The sequence below is a fragment of the Ideonella sp. genome, assembly GCF_041914305.1.
Lineage (GTDB): Bacteria > Pseudomonadota > Gammaproteobacteria > Burkholderiales > Burkholderiaceae_C > Ideonella.
The window spans coordinates 131,995-145,833 of record NZ_JAYSDQ010000014.1 but is presented as its reverse complement, the minus strand read 5'-3'; the positions used below and the strand labels follow the sequence as shown (position 1 = coordinate 145,833).

At 71.1% G+C, this 13,839-nt stretch carries 10 protein-coding genes and 1 pseudogene; 4 read left to right on the top strand and 7 right to left on the bottom strand.

Translation table 11 applies throughout. The features are described from left to right. The first annotated feature begins 184 nt into the window (after positions 1–184). Positions 185–3,850, top strand: coding sequence for a glycosyltransferase (locus tag ACE3SG_RS18800; protein WP_374567595.1), 3,666 nt, complete (start codon positions 185–187; stop codon positions 3,848–3,850). 52 nt (positions 3,851–3,902) lie between these two features. Here the strand turns inward: ACE3SG_RS18800 and glmU are convergent, their stop codons facing one another. From glmU to ACE3SG_RS18775, 5 genes and pseudogenes are all read right to left on the bottom strand, one after another. After that, entirely contained in the window at positions 3,903–5,282 is a 1,380-nt protein-coding gene (gene glmU / locus ACE3SG_RS18795) for a bifunctional UDP-N-acetylglucosamine diphosphorylase/glucosamine-1-phosphate N-acetyltransferase GlmU (RefSeq protein WP_374567593.1), read from the bottom strand. Positions 5,283–5,380: 98 nt separating this feature from the next. Next, entirely contained in the window at positions 5,381–6,007 is a 627-nt protein-coding gene (locus ACE3SG_RS18790; protein ID WP_374567592.1) for a DUF4136 domain-containing protein, read from the bottom strand. Positions 6,008–6,012: 5 nt separating this feature from the next. Then, positions 6,013–7,002 carry a tRNA 2-thiocytidine(32) synthetase TtcA gene (gene ttcA / locus ACE3SG_RS18785; protein WP_374567590.1) on the bottom strand — a complete coding sequence of 330 codons (990 nt, stop codon included), beginning with the start codon at positions 7,000–7,002 and terminating at the stop codon, positions 6,013–6,015. Positions 7,003–7,139: 137 nt separating this feature from the next. Then, entirely contained in the window at positions 7,140–7,499 is a 360-nt protein-coding gene (locus ACE3SG_RS18780; RefSeq protein ID WP_374567673.1) for a dihydroneopterin aldolase, read from the bottom strand. A 444-nt stretch (positions 7,500–7,943) separates the two neighbouring features. Beyond that, positions 7,944–8,471: pseudogene (locus tag ACE3SG_RS18775) on the bottom strand (FAD-dependent oxidoreductase); the annotation flags it as partial. 77 nt (positions 8,472–8,548) lie between these two features. Here ACE3SG_RS18775 and ACE3SG_RS18770 point away from each other — a divergent pair. The 3 genes from ACE3SG_RS18770 (at position 8,549) to ACE3SG_RS18760 (ending at position 11,581) form a co-directional block, all read left to right on the top strand. Next, entirely contained in the window at positions 8,549–9,658 is a 1,110-nt protein-coding gene (locus ACE3SG_RS18770) for a class I SAM-dependent methyltransferase (protein ID WP_374567588.1), read from the top strand. 119 nt (positions 9,659–9,777) lie between these two features. Beyond that, on the top strand, positions 9,778–10,470 hold the full coding sequence (locus ACE3SG_RS18765) for a hypothetical protein (RefSeq protein WP_374567586.1): 693 nt from the start codon (positions 9,778–9,780) through the stop codon (positions 10,468–10,470). Between the two features lie 7 nt (positions 10,471–10,477). After that, positions 10,478–11,581 (top strand): hypothetical protein, encoded by a 1,104-nt coding sequence (locus ACE3SG_RS18760; RefSeq protein ID WP_374567584.1) that lies wholly within the window; start codon positions 10,478–10,480, stop codon positions 11,579–11,581. Here the strand turns inward: ACE3SG_RS18760 and ACE3SG_RS18755 are convergent. Together ACE3SG_RS18755 and ACE3SG_RS18750 are read right to left on the bottom strand one after the other, a co-directional pair. Further along, positions 11,565–12,824 carry a multifunctional CCA addition/repair protein gene (locus ACE3SG_RS18755; RefSeq protein ID WP_374567583.1) on the bottom strand — a complete coding sequence of 420 codons (1,260 nt, stop codon included), beginning with the start codon at positions 12,822–12,824 and terminating at the stop codon, positions 11,565–11,567. The genes ACE3SG_RS18760 and ACE3SG_RS18755 overlap by 17 nt on opposite strands. Next, the gene (locus tag ACE3SG_RS18750) at positions 12,821–13,837 is read right to left on the bottom strand and encodes a complex I NDUFA9 subunit family protein (protein WP_374567581.1); all 1,017 of its coding nucleotides are present in this window, start codon (positions 13,835–13,837) and stop codon (positions 12,821–12,823) included. The genes ACE3SG_RS18755 and ACE3SG_RS18750 overlap by 4 nt, the downstream gene beginning before the upstream one ends. Between the last annotated feature and the right edge of the window lie 2 nt (positions 13,838–13,839).

Sequence of the window (13,839 nt, the reverse complement as noted above, 5' to 3'; positions counted from 1 at the left end):
CTAGGGGGCGCGGCGCGGCCGCTGAAGTTGGTATTGTGCGCGCTGCGGCCGTGGGGTCGAAATCATCGAAAATCGATTCGAACTGTCTCTGTCGCCCTGTTGCGCCACGAGTGTCATGCCCGCCGACGCACCTGCCACCCCCCCCGATATCGCCTCCTCGACCCTGGTCGATCTCGAACTCCCGATGACCGTTTCACCCGCCGCGCGCTTGGTGGTGGAGCGCCTGGCGGGCGCAGTGATCGTCGGCTGGGCCTTCGACCCCCAGGCGCCTGGCCGCGAGCGGTTGAACCTGGTCTGCGGCACGCAAACGTTTACAACCACGGTGCGCCGCCAGCATCGGGCCGACGTGGCGCGGGCCGTCGGTGCCAGCGCGGCCCTGGTGCTGGGGTTCGAGATCGATCTGCCGCTGGCGATCTGGCCGGCGCTGGCACAACCGGGCGCCGAACTGGGCGTGCGTATCGGCGATGACGGCGTGGTCGTCAAGTCGCCGGTGCGGCCCACCGCCGCCAGCTTGCGAAGCTGGATGACGACGCTGGAACACAGCCCGGAACGGCAGCGTGTCCAGGCCGAACTCGATGCCCTGGCCTTGCACCTCGAACAAGCCGAGCGGTGCGGCGACGCCGGCGTGCCGCCTGTCGCGCCGCCGCCTGCGCCGGTGCTGTGCAACGTCGAAGGCTGGCAGGGCTTGACGCTGCTGGGCTGGTTTGCCGACACGCCCGAGGCGCGCGAGCCGCTGCGCCTGCGTTGCGGCGACCGCCGCTACGAGGCGCCGGTGCGCCGCATCTCACGCGGCGATGTGTCGTCGCGGCTGAACCTGCCGCACGACGAGGTCGGCTTCGCGCTCGAGGTGCCGGGCAGCCTGTGGGGCGACCAGCCGCCGGGTGCCGACGAACTGGTGTTGCAGATCGAGGGCCGCAGCGGCCCACTGGGGCCGGAATGGTCGGTGAAACGCGCCGAGCTGCCGGCGCGGCTGGACGATGCGCTGGCCTGGCCCGACCCGGTGCAGCGTGGCCACCTGGCGCTGCTGGCAATGGAGCACCTGGCCTGGGCCGGCAACTTGAGCGAGATCGACGATTCGGCCCGCCAGGCCTTGTCGGTGCTGGCGGAGTCGGCCGGGGTCGGCGCCTGGCTGCACGAAGACCCGCGCACGCTGGCCGCGCCGGCCGAGCGGTTGCGCAAACCGTTTCGCATCGCGCCGCGTGGCCGCCTGGGCCGTTGGTTGCAGAAGCCGGCCCATGCCGACCGGGCGCTGCAACTGCTGACCCGGCTGCACAGCCAACCGCGTTTGGCCGGCCTGGCCAAGCGGCTCGAAGTGAGCCTGACCCATGCGCTGGGCCTCTTCGACAAGGCCTGCTATGACGAGCAGATCAGCCCCGACGCACGCGGCGGCATGCCGGCGCTGCGCCACTATGTCGAGCAGGGCGACGCACGGTCGCTGGTGCCGATGGCGCTGTTCGACGCTCGCCACTACACCGGCCAGCTCAAAGGCCGGCGCCATCCCGGCATCAACCGCCTGCTGCACTACGGCCTGGTCGGGCGCCGCGAGGGCCTGTCGCCCTGCGCCTGGTTCGACCCCGCCTACTACCTGAGCACCAACGCCGATGTGCGCAGCACCGGCGCCGACCCACTGACGCACTTCGTCAACTGGGGCTGGAAGGAGCACCGCCGGCCCGCGGCCCGCTTCGAGCCGGTCACCGGCTCGCGCCAGGGCTTGCTGCAGCGGCTGTCGCACGGGCGCGGCAGCGAGGCTGCCACGCCGGTCGACCCGTTGCAGCGCTACCTGCTCGACGGCCTGCCGGCCGATGCGCAGCCGACCGAGCCCAACCGCCTGCCGTGGTCGGTGCCGGCGCGGCTGGACGGGCGCGACTACCTCAACCTCGAGCCCTGGCGCCACCTGCCGCGGCCCGCGGCCGAGCCCAAGGTCGACGTGATCGTGCCGGTCTATGCCGGCGCGCAAGAAACGCTGCGCTGCCTGTGGAGCGTGTTGTCGTCGTGGGTCGAGACGCCCTATCAACTGGTGGTGATCGACGACTGCAGCCCCGAGCCGGCCTTGTCGGCCCACCTGCGCGAGCTGGCGGCGCTGGGCCTGATCCACCTGATGGTCAACGAGCGCAACCGCGGCTTCGTCGCCACCGTCAACAAGGGCCTGAAGCTGCACTGGGACCGCGACGTCGTGATCCTGAACGCCGACACCCGCGTGCACTCGGGCTGGCTGGACCGGCTGGCGGCGCACGGCGAGGCCGAGCCGCGGGCGGCGTCGATCACGCCGCTGTCGAACAACGCGACGGTCTGCAGCTACCCGCGCATGCTGCACAGCAACTGGGAAAAGCTCGAGCTCGACGACGGCGCGATCGACACGCTGGCGGCGACGGTGAACAAGGGTCGCCACGTCGAGGTGCCCACCGGCGTCGGCTTTTGCATGTGGATGCGGCGCACCGCGCTGGACGCGGTCGGCCTGCTCGATGTCGAGCGCTTCGGCCGCGGTTACGGCGAAGAAAACGACTGGTGCATGCGCGCCAACGCGGCCGGCTGGGTACAACTGGTCGCCAGCGATGTCTATGTGCTGCACCAGGGCTCGGTCAGCTTCAGTGGCGAGGCCAGCGCGCGCACGCGGGCCGGCGTCGCGACGCTGCTGCAGCGCCACCCCGACTACCAGCAGCGCATCGACGACTGGATCGCGCACGACCCGCTGCTGCCCGAGCGTGCGCGGCTGGACGCGGCGCGCCTGAAGCGCGCGACCGAGGTCAGCGAAGGCGGCGGCCTGGTGCTGATGGTCAACCACGCCCGCGGCGGCGGCACGGCGCGCCACGAGGCCGAAGAGGCGGCGCGGCTGCGGGCCGAGCGCGGCGTCGGCGTGATCACGATGCACCCGTCGCGCCGGCCCGGCTGCGTCACCCTGGGCGCCACCGGCGGCCAGGGCGGCACGCTCGACCTGCCGGCATTGCAGGCGGTGCCGCTGCTGACCGATGGCCGCTACGGCCCGCGCCACCCGGCGCAGGCGCTGCTGGACGTGCTGGCGGCGCTCGACCTGCGCGAGGTGCAGCTGCACCACCTGGTCGACCACCCGCCGGTGCTGCGCGAGTTGCTGCCGTACCTGTGCAAGTCGCTCGAGGTGCCGCTGTCGGTGACGGTGCACGACTATCACCTGATCTGCCCGCGCATCAACCTGGTCGACGCGAGCGGCCGCTACTGCGGCGAGCCGGACCGCGACAGCTGCGACCGCTGCCTGCAGCGCGACGACGAGGGCCGCGCCGCCGGCCGCATCGGCGCCTGGCGCGCGGCCAACGCGCAGCTGCTGTCACAGGCGCAGCAGGTCATCGTGCCCGACGAGGATGTCGCGGCGCGGCTGTCGAACTACTTCCCGGCCGTGCACACGCGGGTGCAACCGCACGAGCCCTTGCACCTGCCCGCGAACCCGTCGCCGCGCGGCCCGGTGCGCGAGGTGCTGGTGATCGGTGCGCTGAGCCCGATCAAGGGCTTGCAGGTGCTGCTGGGCCTGGCCCGCAGCCGCGTCGCGGCCGAGCAGGGCCTGCACTTCACGCTGCTGGGGCATTCGTCCGACGACGCCGCCTTGCGGGCTGCGGGCGTGCAGGTGCTGGGCCGCTATGAAGACAAGGCGCTGGCCGGGCGCATCGCCGAGCTGGCGCCGGACCTGATCCTGCTGCCCTCGGTGTGGCCCGAGACCTTCTGCTATGTGCTGACGACCGCGGCCGAGTCGGGCCGGCCGGTTGCGGTGTTCAACCTCGGCGCGCAGGCGCGGCGGCTGAAAGAGGCCAAGGCGCCGGCGGTCTACCTGCCGATCGAGCTGGCCGGGCAGCCAGAGCTGCTGGCGCGGGCGCTGGTGGCCTGACGCCGGCCGCGCCCCCGCTCGAACCCCGGCGACGGTATCCCGTCGCCGGGGTTCACTTCTTCGGCCGCTGCCAGCCCGCCAGGCTGACCTGCTTGGCGCGCGCCACGGTCAGTTGACCGGCCGGTGCGTCCTTCGCGATCGTCGAGCCGCCACCGATCGTGGCGCCGTCGCCGAGCGTGATCGGCGCCACCAGCACGCAGTTGCTGCCGACGTGCACGTCGTTGCCGATCACCGTGCGGTGCTTGTTGGCACCGTCGTAGTTGGCGGTGATCGAGCCGGCGCCGTAGTTGACGCGCTCACCCACCGTCGCATCGCCCAGGTAGGCCAGGTGGTTGGCCTTGGCGCCCTTGGCCAGCGTCGAGTTCTTGACCTCGACGAAGTTGCCGATGTGCACCTCGTCGCCCAGCACCGCACCGGGGCGCAGCCGCGCGAACGGGCCGATCAGCGCACCGGCGCCGACCTGCACGCCGAGCGCCTCGCCGTCGATGTGGGTGAACGGGTGGATCACCGCACCGGCGGCGATGCGCGCGTTGCGGATCACGCAGTTCGCGCCGATGCGCACCTCGTCGCCCAGGTCGACCGCGCCTTCGAAGACGCAGTTGACGTCGATCTCGACATCGCGGCCATGCGTCAGCGTGCCGCGCAGGTCGAAGCGGGCCGGGTCGGCCAGCCGCAGCCCGGCGTTCATCAGGCTGTCGGCCTGGCGACGCTGCAGCCGGCGCTCCAATTCGGCCAATTGGGCCGGGCTGTTGACGCCCAGCACTTCGGTTTCGCTGGCGGCATGGCGGGCCACCACCGGCACGCCCTCGGCCACGGCCATCGCGACCACGTCGGTCAGGTAGTACTCGCCCTGGGCGTTGTCGTTCTTCAGCGCCATCAGCCAGCGCTTGAGCAGCGCCGTGGGCGCGGCCATCATGCCGGTGTAGACCTCGCGGATCTCGCGCTGGCGCGGCGAGGCGTCCTTGTGCTCGACGATGCCCAGCACGTGGCCGCCGTGCGCGTCGCCCGAGCGCAGGATGCGGCCATAACCGGTCGCGTCGGCCAGCTCGACCGTCAGCAGCGCCAGCTGGCGGCCATCACACGCCTCGGCCAGCGCCTGGGCGGTGTCGGTGCCGATCAGCGGCACGTCGCCGTTGAGGATCAGCGTGGTCTCGGCCGCGTCGTCCAGCGCCGGCAGCGTCTGCTGCACCGCGTGGCCCGTGCCGAGCTGCGGCTCCTGCCGCACGCACACGCCGGCTGTGCCCACCTGCTGCTCGACCCGCTCGGCGCCGTGCCCGGTGACCACCACGCAGCGCGCCGGCGCCAGCGGCGCGACACGGTCCAGCACGTGTTGCAGCAGCGGCCGGCCGGCCAGCTTGTGCAGCACCTTCGGGGTGGTCGAATGCATGCGGGTGCCCTTGCCCGCGGCCATGATGACGACGTTCAGCGCCATGGATCTGTGCTCCAGAAAAGCCTGAGCCGGCGTCGGGCGCCGGCTCGTTGGCATGAAGACGGGATTATCCCGCCCCTCTCGGGGTGCTCAGGCCTGCTTCAGGGCAGCTGGATGTCGACGTCGTGCGGTTCGTTGCGCGCCTTCGGAAACTCTTTCAGCGCCGCCGAGAACATCGCCGCGATCACCGGCGGCCCGCCGGCGGTGATGCCGTCGGTGTGGGCGCGGGCCTCGTACAGCGGCTGGCCCGAGGCCTTGTCGCGGATCAGCAGGCCGACCTCGCGCTGGTACTCGCTGGGCTCGGTATTGCGCCAGCGCCACGGCCCGTAGGGGCCCCAACCGCCGGGCCAGCCCGGGCCGGCCCAGCGCGAGCCGTAGGGCCGCCACCACAGCGGGTCGTCCCAGGGCGAGCGGTCGTAGCGGGTGATGCGCGCGCCGATCTGCACCACCACATCGGGCGTGGCGCCTGTGGCGGCGGGCACGAAGCCGGCCGTCTGCAGCGCCTGGTGGGCCGCCTGCTCGACATCGGCCTGCAGCCCGCCCGGTGCCGCCTGCTGCGAGGGCAGGCGCTCGATCACGTAGCTGCCGGCAGGCCGGCCGGCGGGCCATTCGCCGAAGGTGCTGACTTCGCTGGTGACGGTCTTGAACGAGGCACAGCCGGCCAGCGTGGCGGCCGCCAGGGCAGCGCCAACGGCGGTCCAGCGAAGGGCGAGTCGGCGGCTGTTCATTTGGCTTACTCCTCAGGCGCGGTTGGCACCGGCCCACCCGGCACCTTCTTCGTCAGACCCCATTGAACGACCTGCGGTTCAGTCGAGTTGACCGCCGGGCTGCCGCAATCGTCGTCTTCGTCGAAGGCCTTGTCGCCGGCCGGGTCGGGCTGGCCGGTGGCCCGGATCGTCGTGAACGGGTAGAGCGAGCGGTCCATCATGTGCGACAGCGTGATGTTGCCCATCGCGCTGAACATGTTGTCGATCCGGCCCGGGTGCTTCTTGTCCCAGTCGCGGATCATCGCCTTGATCTGCACCCGCTGCAGGTTCTCCTGGCTGCCGCACAGGCTGCACGGGATGATCGGGAACTGGCGGTGCACCGCCCACTTCTCGAGATCGGTCTCGGCCACATAGGCCAGCGGGCGGATCACCACATGCTCGCCGTTGTCGCTGACCAGCTTGGGCGGCATGCCCTTCATGCGCGAGCCGAAGAACATGTTCATCAGCAGCGTCACGACCATGTCGTCTCGGTGGTGGCCGAGCGCGATCTTGGTCGCCCCCAGCTCCTTTGCCACCCGGTACAGGATGCCCCGGCGCAGCCGCGAGCACAGGCTGCACATCGTCTTGCCCTCGGGGATCAGGTTCTTGACGATCGAGTAGGTGTCCTGCTCCTCGATGTGGAACGGCACACCACGCGAGCGCAGGTAGTTCGGCAGCACGTCTTCGGGGAAGCCCGGCTGCTTCTGGTCGAGGTTGACGGCGACCAGTTCGAAGCGGATCGGCGCGCGCTGCTGCAGGTTCAGCAGGATGTCGAGCAGCGCGTAGCTGTCCTTGCCGCCCGACAGGCAGACCATCACCTTGTCGCCTTCTTCGATCATGTTGAAGTCGGCGATCGCCTGGCCGACCTGGCGGTGCAGCCGCTTGCTGAGCTTGTTGGTCTCGAAGGCGGCCTTCTTCTCGGCGGCGGTGGCCGCGGTATCCATGGCCGCGTTTTCAGCGAGGGCGATCGTGTTCATGTCAGCAGTCCAAACCGCGGCGCTCCGCAGGAGTCGCCGCCTTCAAGTGGCGTGCGCGGATCCGGCCCGGCCGGTCCGCTGCGCGAGCCCCCTCGGGGGGCAGCCCCCGGCAGGGGGCGTGGGGGTTCCATTGCTGGTCACCATATCCCTGCTTCGCAGCGGATGGCGACTTCGCAGTCTTCAAAAATCTCCAGCTTGGCCACGCGGATGCGCACACCCAGCACACCCGGCAGGCGCATCAGCCGCACGCAGAGTTTGGCCAGCAGCGATTCGAGCAGATCGGTGTGCTCGGCGGTGCACTCGTCGATGATGATCTGGCGCACCTTGCGGTAGTCCAGCACATGGCCCAGGTCGGCGTCGCGCGCCAGCGCCGGCTGCTGGCCCAGGTTCAGCTCGGCATCGACCTGGATCGGCTGCGGCCCGACGCGCTCGTGCGCCAGCACCCCGAGGTTGGCGCCGAAGCGCAGGCCGTTCAGGTGCAGGATCTGGCTGTTCAGCGTCGACGGCGGCGGCTTCGGGGCGGCATGGGCCAGGCTGGCGCCTGCCGGGTGCAGGAAGGCGGCCACCTGCTGGGCCGCGGTCACGCCATCGGCCAGCGCGGTCTGCACACACGGGTGCCAGCGGCCGCTGGCGTCGCCGGCCACGAATACACCCAGCGCCTCGGCCGCCCGGCCCGGCGCCAGCCGGGGCGCCGCCGGGCCGCTGGCCTGCAGCGCTTCGGCCAGCCAACCCCACGGCGCGGGCTCGGGCTCGTAGCCGAACAGCACCGCCACCGCATCGAAAGTCTCGCAGCCGAAAGCGGCCGATTCGGCCTCGATCCGGCCCCCGGCCACCGGCCGCAGCGCGGTTGGCAAGGGGGTGTGGGTGCGCTGGACCAGCGTCGGATGCCGGCCCAGCGCCGCGACCAAGGCCGCCTGGCCGCGGAAGTCGCCGCGGGTCCACACGGTCACCGCGTGGCCGCGGTCGGCGAGGTAAGCGGCGTTTTCGAGCGCGTTGTCGCCACCGCCCAGCAGCAGCACACGGCCCGGCGGCAACGCGGCGCGCTGCGCGGTCAGCGTTTGCGCGTCGAGCACGCCGTGGGCGCTGAAGAAGGGCGCCGGCCGCACCGGGCGCACGCCGGTGGCCAGCAGCAGCGTGGCGGTATCCAGGCGCCGGCCATCGGCCAATTGCACCTGCCAACCCGGGGCATGGCGCGCCAGCCCGGTCACGGCCTGGCCCAGGTGCCACTGCAGCCCGGCCAGCCCCAGCGCATGGGCCGAGAGTTGCTCGCCGATCGTGCGCAGGCTGGTGTGTGGTTGGCCCAGCACCCAGTCCTGCGGGAAGTCGAGGGCGGCCAGCGACGCGCAAGGCGCCGCGGCCTGCTCGACGACCGCCACGTGCAGGCCCATCTGCGCCGCCCAGGACGCGGCGCTGCAGCCGGCCGGGCCGGCGCCGATCACCACACAGTCGAGCAGGGCAGGAGGGTTCATCGCTGGGGGCCGGCCGGTCAGGGCGGCAAAGACGGCGGCGCTGGGGGGCCGGGCAGGGCGCTTCCTACAATCGGGCGATGCAAGCAAGCGAAGCCGGCAGTGTATCGGCGCCCCTGGGCGAACACATCCGCGCGGCCATCGCCGCGGCCGGCGGCTGGCTGCCGTTCGACCGCTACATGGCGCTGGCGCTGTACACGCCCGGCCTGGGCTACTACGCCAACGCCCGGCCCAAGCTCGGCCGCATGCCGGCCGATGGCAGCGACTTCGTCACGGCGCCCGAGCTGTCGCCGCTGTTCGGCCGCACGCTCGCCACCCAGGCCGCGCAGGTGCTGGAGATTGCCGAGGCCGACCAGGTGTTCGAGTTCGGCGCCGGCACCGGCGCACTGGCCGAAAGCCTGCTCGACGGCCTGGCCGCCTGCGGCCACCCCGCCGCCCGCTACACCATCGTCGAGCTGTCGGCCGACCTGCGCGCCCGGCAGCAGGCGCGGGTGGCCCGCTTCGGCGACCGCGTGCAATGGGCCGATCGCTGGCCCGAGGCGATGCACGGCGTCGTCTTCGGCAACGAGGTGCTCGATGCGATGCCCGTGCAGCTGCTGCATTTCGACGGCGAACGCTGGCAAGAGCGCGGCGTGGCGCTGCAAGACGGCCGGCTGGTGTTCGAAGACCGCGCCAGCACGCTGCAGCCACCGCACGACGGCCCGTTCCTGCCCGGCACCGTGACCGAGATCCACCGCCAGGCCGAAGCCTTCGTCACCAGCCTAGCGCAGCACCTGAAGCGGGGCGCCGCCTTCTTCGTCGACTACGGCTTCCCCGAGGCCGAGTACTACCACCTGCAGCGCCACGGCGGCACGCTGATGTGCCACCGCGCCCACCTGGCCGACACCGACCCGCTGGCCGACCCGGGCGAGAAAGACATCACCGCCCACGTCAACTTCACCGGCATCGCACTGGCCGGCCAGGACGCAGGCCTGGACGTGATCGGCTACACCAGCCAGGCGCGCTTTCTCGTCAACTGCGGCATCGCGCCGCTGCTCGAAGCGGCCGATCTGCGCCAGCGCGCGATGGCGCAAAAGCTGATCACCGAGCATGAGATGGGCGAGCTGTTCAAGGTGATCGGTTTCGCGACGCCCGGCCTGGCCTTCGAGCCGATCGGCTTCGCCGAAGGCGACCGGCTGCATCGGTTGTGACCGGTGCCGCGGTACTTTTGCTGCCGGCGAGCCTCATTCGTGATCGACCTGACGCGAAAAGCAGTCTCCGATTGTTAGGATTCTGGGTTTTTGTAACCACGAATCCTGAGGGAGATGAGATGAGAATGTTGCGTGCCTGGATGGCCATGGGTGCTCTGGCGGCGTTGGTGGGTTGTGCGTCTGCGCCGCAATTGCCCGTCGCGCTGGATGCCACCCGGTTGAATGCAAGCAGCGGCAAGGTTGGCGTGCTGATGAGCGCGGTCCCGAACGCCGATACCCATTTCCCGGGTGCCGGCTGCTTGTTGTGTCTGGCAACTGCCAGCATGGCCAACAGTTCCTTGACCACCCACACCAAGACCCTGCCCAGCAAGGATCTGGCGAGCATTCAGGCGGACGTGACCGAAGCGCTGCGCCGCAAGGGCGTGGACGTGGTTCAGATCACCGATGCGGTGAAGATCGATGACCTGCCGAAGGGCACCAGCACGGCGCCGAACGCGTCGCGTCGCGACTTCTCTTCATTGAAGACGAAGTACAAGCTCGAGCGTTTGCTGGTGATCGACGTCACTCAACAGGGCTTCGAACGCACGTACGCGGCCTATGTCCCGACCAGCGATCCCAAGGGGCTGGTGCGCGGCACCGCCTACCTGGTCAACCTCGGCACCCAAACCTACGAGTGGTATGCACCGATTGAAGTGCTCAAGGCCACCGACAAGAAGTGGGACGAGCCGCCTGCGTTTCCGGGCTTGACGAACGCTTACTTCCAGGCTGTAGAAGCTGCACGCGATACGGTGCTGACGCCCCTGTCGAACTGACACGGCGATGCGAGCGCGAAAGACGAAGCAGCTGCCGCCTGCGCGGCGTCTGCGTGGGATCGTGCTGAGCGCCGCGGCGACGTTGGCGGTCACGTTGGCGGCCGCCGAGACTGCCCCGGCCGAACAAGCCGCGTCGCAGCGGTTGCAGGCGACGGCAGCTACGCGCGCCTGGGCATGGCGAGGTGCCGCGGCCGAAGAATCCGCGGTGTTCCATGGGGTCGTCAGCTATGACACGGCGGGCGGCGGTGCGGGAGCGATGCTGTATCCGGCGCCGGGGCCGGCCGGCTTTCTGGTGGCGATCCTCACACACGCGGCGATCAACAGCGGCGCCCGCAGTGCCGAAGCCAAGCGGATCGAAGAGGCCGCCGACAAGGTGCTGGTGCCGTTGAAAGACCAGGTCGATCGACTGCGGCTGCGAGATCTTCAGCAAGACGCCTTGGCGCGTTGGGAAATCGGCACCGAGGTCAAGCTGTTGGGGCGAGACGAAAACGCCGACAACGCGTGGATCGTCGAAACGCAGCCGGTCTTCTTGATGACCCAGGACCGGCGGGCGTTGGTGGTCGAGGCCGTCGTGCGCCTGTTCGACGGAGCCGCCAAGGTGCCGGCGATCGAGCGCGCAGTGCGTGTGGTGTCTCCACCGGTCAAGGGCGACGTCGACGGCTACTGGCTCGACCCGGTCAATGGCAGATTGGCGCAGACCAGTGCCGCCTTGCTGGCAGAAGCCATTCGCGTCGCGGTGCTCGACGCCCAGGTGTCGGGCGACTCTTCTCAGCGCACGATTCGCTACGTCGAGGGGGGCGCCGACAAGTTCGAGCGAGCCACGCTGTTGAGCGAACGCTGCGAGCGGGTTGCCTTGCGTACGCTGCGTGGCGGCGTGATGTCGGTGCCGGCACGGCCGAAGCTGACGCCCGCGGTTTCGGTCGATGGCGCCGCCGGCCCTGCCGCGTGCGGGGCGGCGTGGCCCGACGTGAATGGCCCTGTCGCTGTCGTCAATGCGCCTGCGACGGCCGCGCAGACTGCCGCGCAGACGGTGGCGGTCGACGGCGCGTCAGCTGGTCAGCCGGCCGCTGCAGCCGTTGCCGGCGACAGCGTCGTCAAGACGCCGCAGTAGCCCCGGTCTGGTGGCCGTCGCGCTCCAGCGCGTCGGCCACCGTCCTTACCCGGGCCTGGTGGATCGCCTTGGCGATTTCGTCGCCCTGGGCGCCGCGGGCGATCGCGGTGGCGGCCACGTCGGCGGTCGGCATCGCGGCTGCGGCGGCGAACACCTTGGTCAGCAGCGGGCGGCTGGGGTAGTCGCGCTGCTCCAGGCCGAGCCGGCCGCGGGCGTCGAGCTCGCAGGCCAGCAAGGCTTCGGCAAAACGCTGCGGGCGGCGGAAGGCGTCGCAGCGTTCGAGCAGCCGGGTCAGCGCCGCCGGGCGCAGGTCGGTCGCGCGGTGGATGTTGGTGTGTTCGCGCGCCACCAGCGCGGCGAGTTCGGTCGCTTCGGTCGGTGCCTTCAGGCGCGCTGCCAGCGCGCGGGCCAGCACCTCGCTGCGGCCTTCGTGGCCGATGTGGCGCGGCCACTCGTCTGGCGGTGTCGTGCCCTTGCCCAGGTCGTGGCACAGGCAGGCGAAGCGCACCGTCAGCGGTGCGTTCATCACCGCGGCCTGGTCGAGCACCATCTCGAGGTGCACGCCGGTGTCGATCTCAGGGTGGTGCGCCGCGGGCTGCGGCACGCCGTACAACCGGTCGACCTCGGGCATCAAACGCGCCAGCGCACCCTCTTCGCGCAGCACCTGCAGCATCCGGCTCGGCCGGTTCTCCATCAACCCGGTCGCCACCTCTTGCCAGACGCGCTCGGCCACCAGCGCGTCGACCTCGCCCGCGTCGACCATGTGGCGCACCAGCGCCATCGTCTCGGGCGCGACGGTGAAGCCCTCGAAGCGCGCGGCGAAGCGGGCCAGCCGCAGGATGCGCACCGGGTCTTCGGCGAATGCTTCGCTGACATGGCGCAAGACCTTGGCCTCGAGGTCGCGCGCGCCGCCGTACGGGTCGACCAGCGTGCCGTCTTCGTCGCGCGCCATCGCGTTGATCGTCAGGTCGCGCCGCAGCAGGTCGTCTTCGAGCGTGACGGTCGGTTCGGCATGCACGACGAAGCCGCGGTAGCCCGGCGCCGTCTTGCGCTCGGTGCGGGCCAGCGCATGCTCTTCGTGCGTCTCGGGGTGCAGAAAGACCGGGAAGTCCTTGCCGACCGCCTGGTAGCCGGCGGCCAGCATCTGTTCTGGCGTGCTGCCGACGACGACCCAGTCGTGGTCGCTGACCGGGCGGCCGAGCATCGCGTCGCGCACCGCGCCGCCGACGATGTAGCGCTTCACGTGTGGTGGGCGCGCAGTGGGTCCAGCCGCGCGCAGCCGGCCAGGTGGCCCAGGTAGCCGGGCGCCACGCTGTCCAGCGCCGCCGGCTGGATGCCCAGCGCGGCCAGCCCGGGCCGGCCCGGTGTCGCGATGCTCGGCACCTTCATCGAATCGAGGTTGTCGCGCGACATCAGCGGCGGCCCGGGCAGCCACTCCATCAGCGTCGCCTGCGTGCGCGCCAGCGCGGCCGGCAGCGGCACGACCGGGCGCGTGTGGCCGGCGTGGCGGCCCGCGGCACGCACCAGGTCGGACAGGTTCATCGCCTGCGGGCCGACGCATTCGTAGGTCTGGCCGATCGTTTCGGGCGCGTTGACGCAGCGTGCCAGGGCCTCGGCCACGTCGCCGACCCAGACGGGCTGGAAGCGGGCATCGGCACTGGCCAGCGGCACGAACGGGGCAAAGCGCTGCAGCTGGGCGAACAGGTTCAGCAGCCGGTCTTCGGCACCGAAGATCACCGAGGGGCGCAGCACGGTCAGATCGAGCCCGGCCGCGCGCAGGGCGGCCTCGCCGCGGGCCTTGCTGCGCAGGTAGCGCGAGGGCGCGTTGTCGGCGGCGCCGAGGGCGCTGATGTGCACCACGCGCCGCACGCCGGCGGCGCGGCAGGCCGCGGCCAGGCGGCGTGGCAGCGCCACGTGCACCTGCTCGAAGGCGGCTTCGCTGCCGTGCAGGATCGCCACCAGGTTGATCACCACCGCGGCGCCGGCGACCAGTTTGGCCAGGTCGCCATCGTCGTGCACATTGGCCTGCACCACGTCGACCCGCGGCAGGTGGGCCAGGCGCAGCGCGTGGGCCCGCTGACGGGTCGGCACCAGCAGCCGCGGGCCGGCGTCATGCGAGGGCCGGCACAGTCTTTCGGCCAGCGCGCGGCCGACAAAGCCGCTGCCGCCCAGCACCAGCCAGTAGGCCGAGGCTTCGGGGGCCATCCGTGGCGGGACGTGGGCAGCCGCGTCGGAGGGTTTGGGTGAGTCGTGCATGG

Bases quoted from the DNA above. Each gene is read 5' to 3' on its own strand.
- ACE3SG_RS18800 (WP_374567595.1), top strand. From the start codon at position 185: ATGACCGTTTCACCCGCCGCGCGCTTGGTGGTGGAGCGCCTGGCGGGC.
- glmU (WP_374567593.1), bottom strand. From the start codon at position 5,282: ATGGCGCTGAACGTCGTCATCATGGCCGCGGGCAAGGGCACCCGCATG.
- ACE3SG_RS18790 (WP_374567592.1), bottom strand. From the start codon at position 6,007: ATGAACAGCCGCCGACTCGCCCTTCGCTGGACCGCCGTTGGCGCTGCC.
- ttcA (WP_374567590.1), bottom strand. From the start codon at position 7,002: ATGAACACGATCGCCCTCGCTGAAAACGCGGCCATGGATACCGCGGCC.
- ACE3SG_RS18770 (WP_374567588.1), top strand. From the start codon at position 8,549: ATGCAAGCAAGCGAAGCCGGCAGTGTATCGGCGCCCCTGGGCGAACAC.
- ACE3SG_RS18765 (WP_374567586.1), top strand. From the start codon at position 9,778: ATGAGAATGTTGCGTGCCTGGATGGCCATGGGTGCTCTGGCGGCGTTG.
- ACE3SG_RS18760 (WP_374567584.1), top strand. From the start codon at position 10,478: ATGCGAGCGCGAAAGACGAAGCAGCTGCCGCCTGCGCGGCGTCTGCGT.
- ACE3SG_RS18750 (WP_374567581.1), bottom strand. From the start codon at position 13,837: ATGCACGACTCACCCAAACCCTCCGACGCGGCTGCCCACGTCCCGCCA.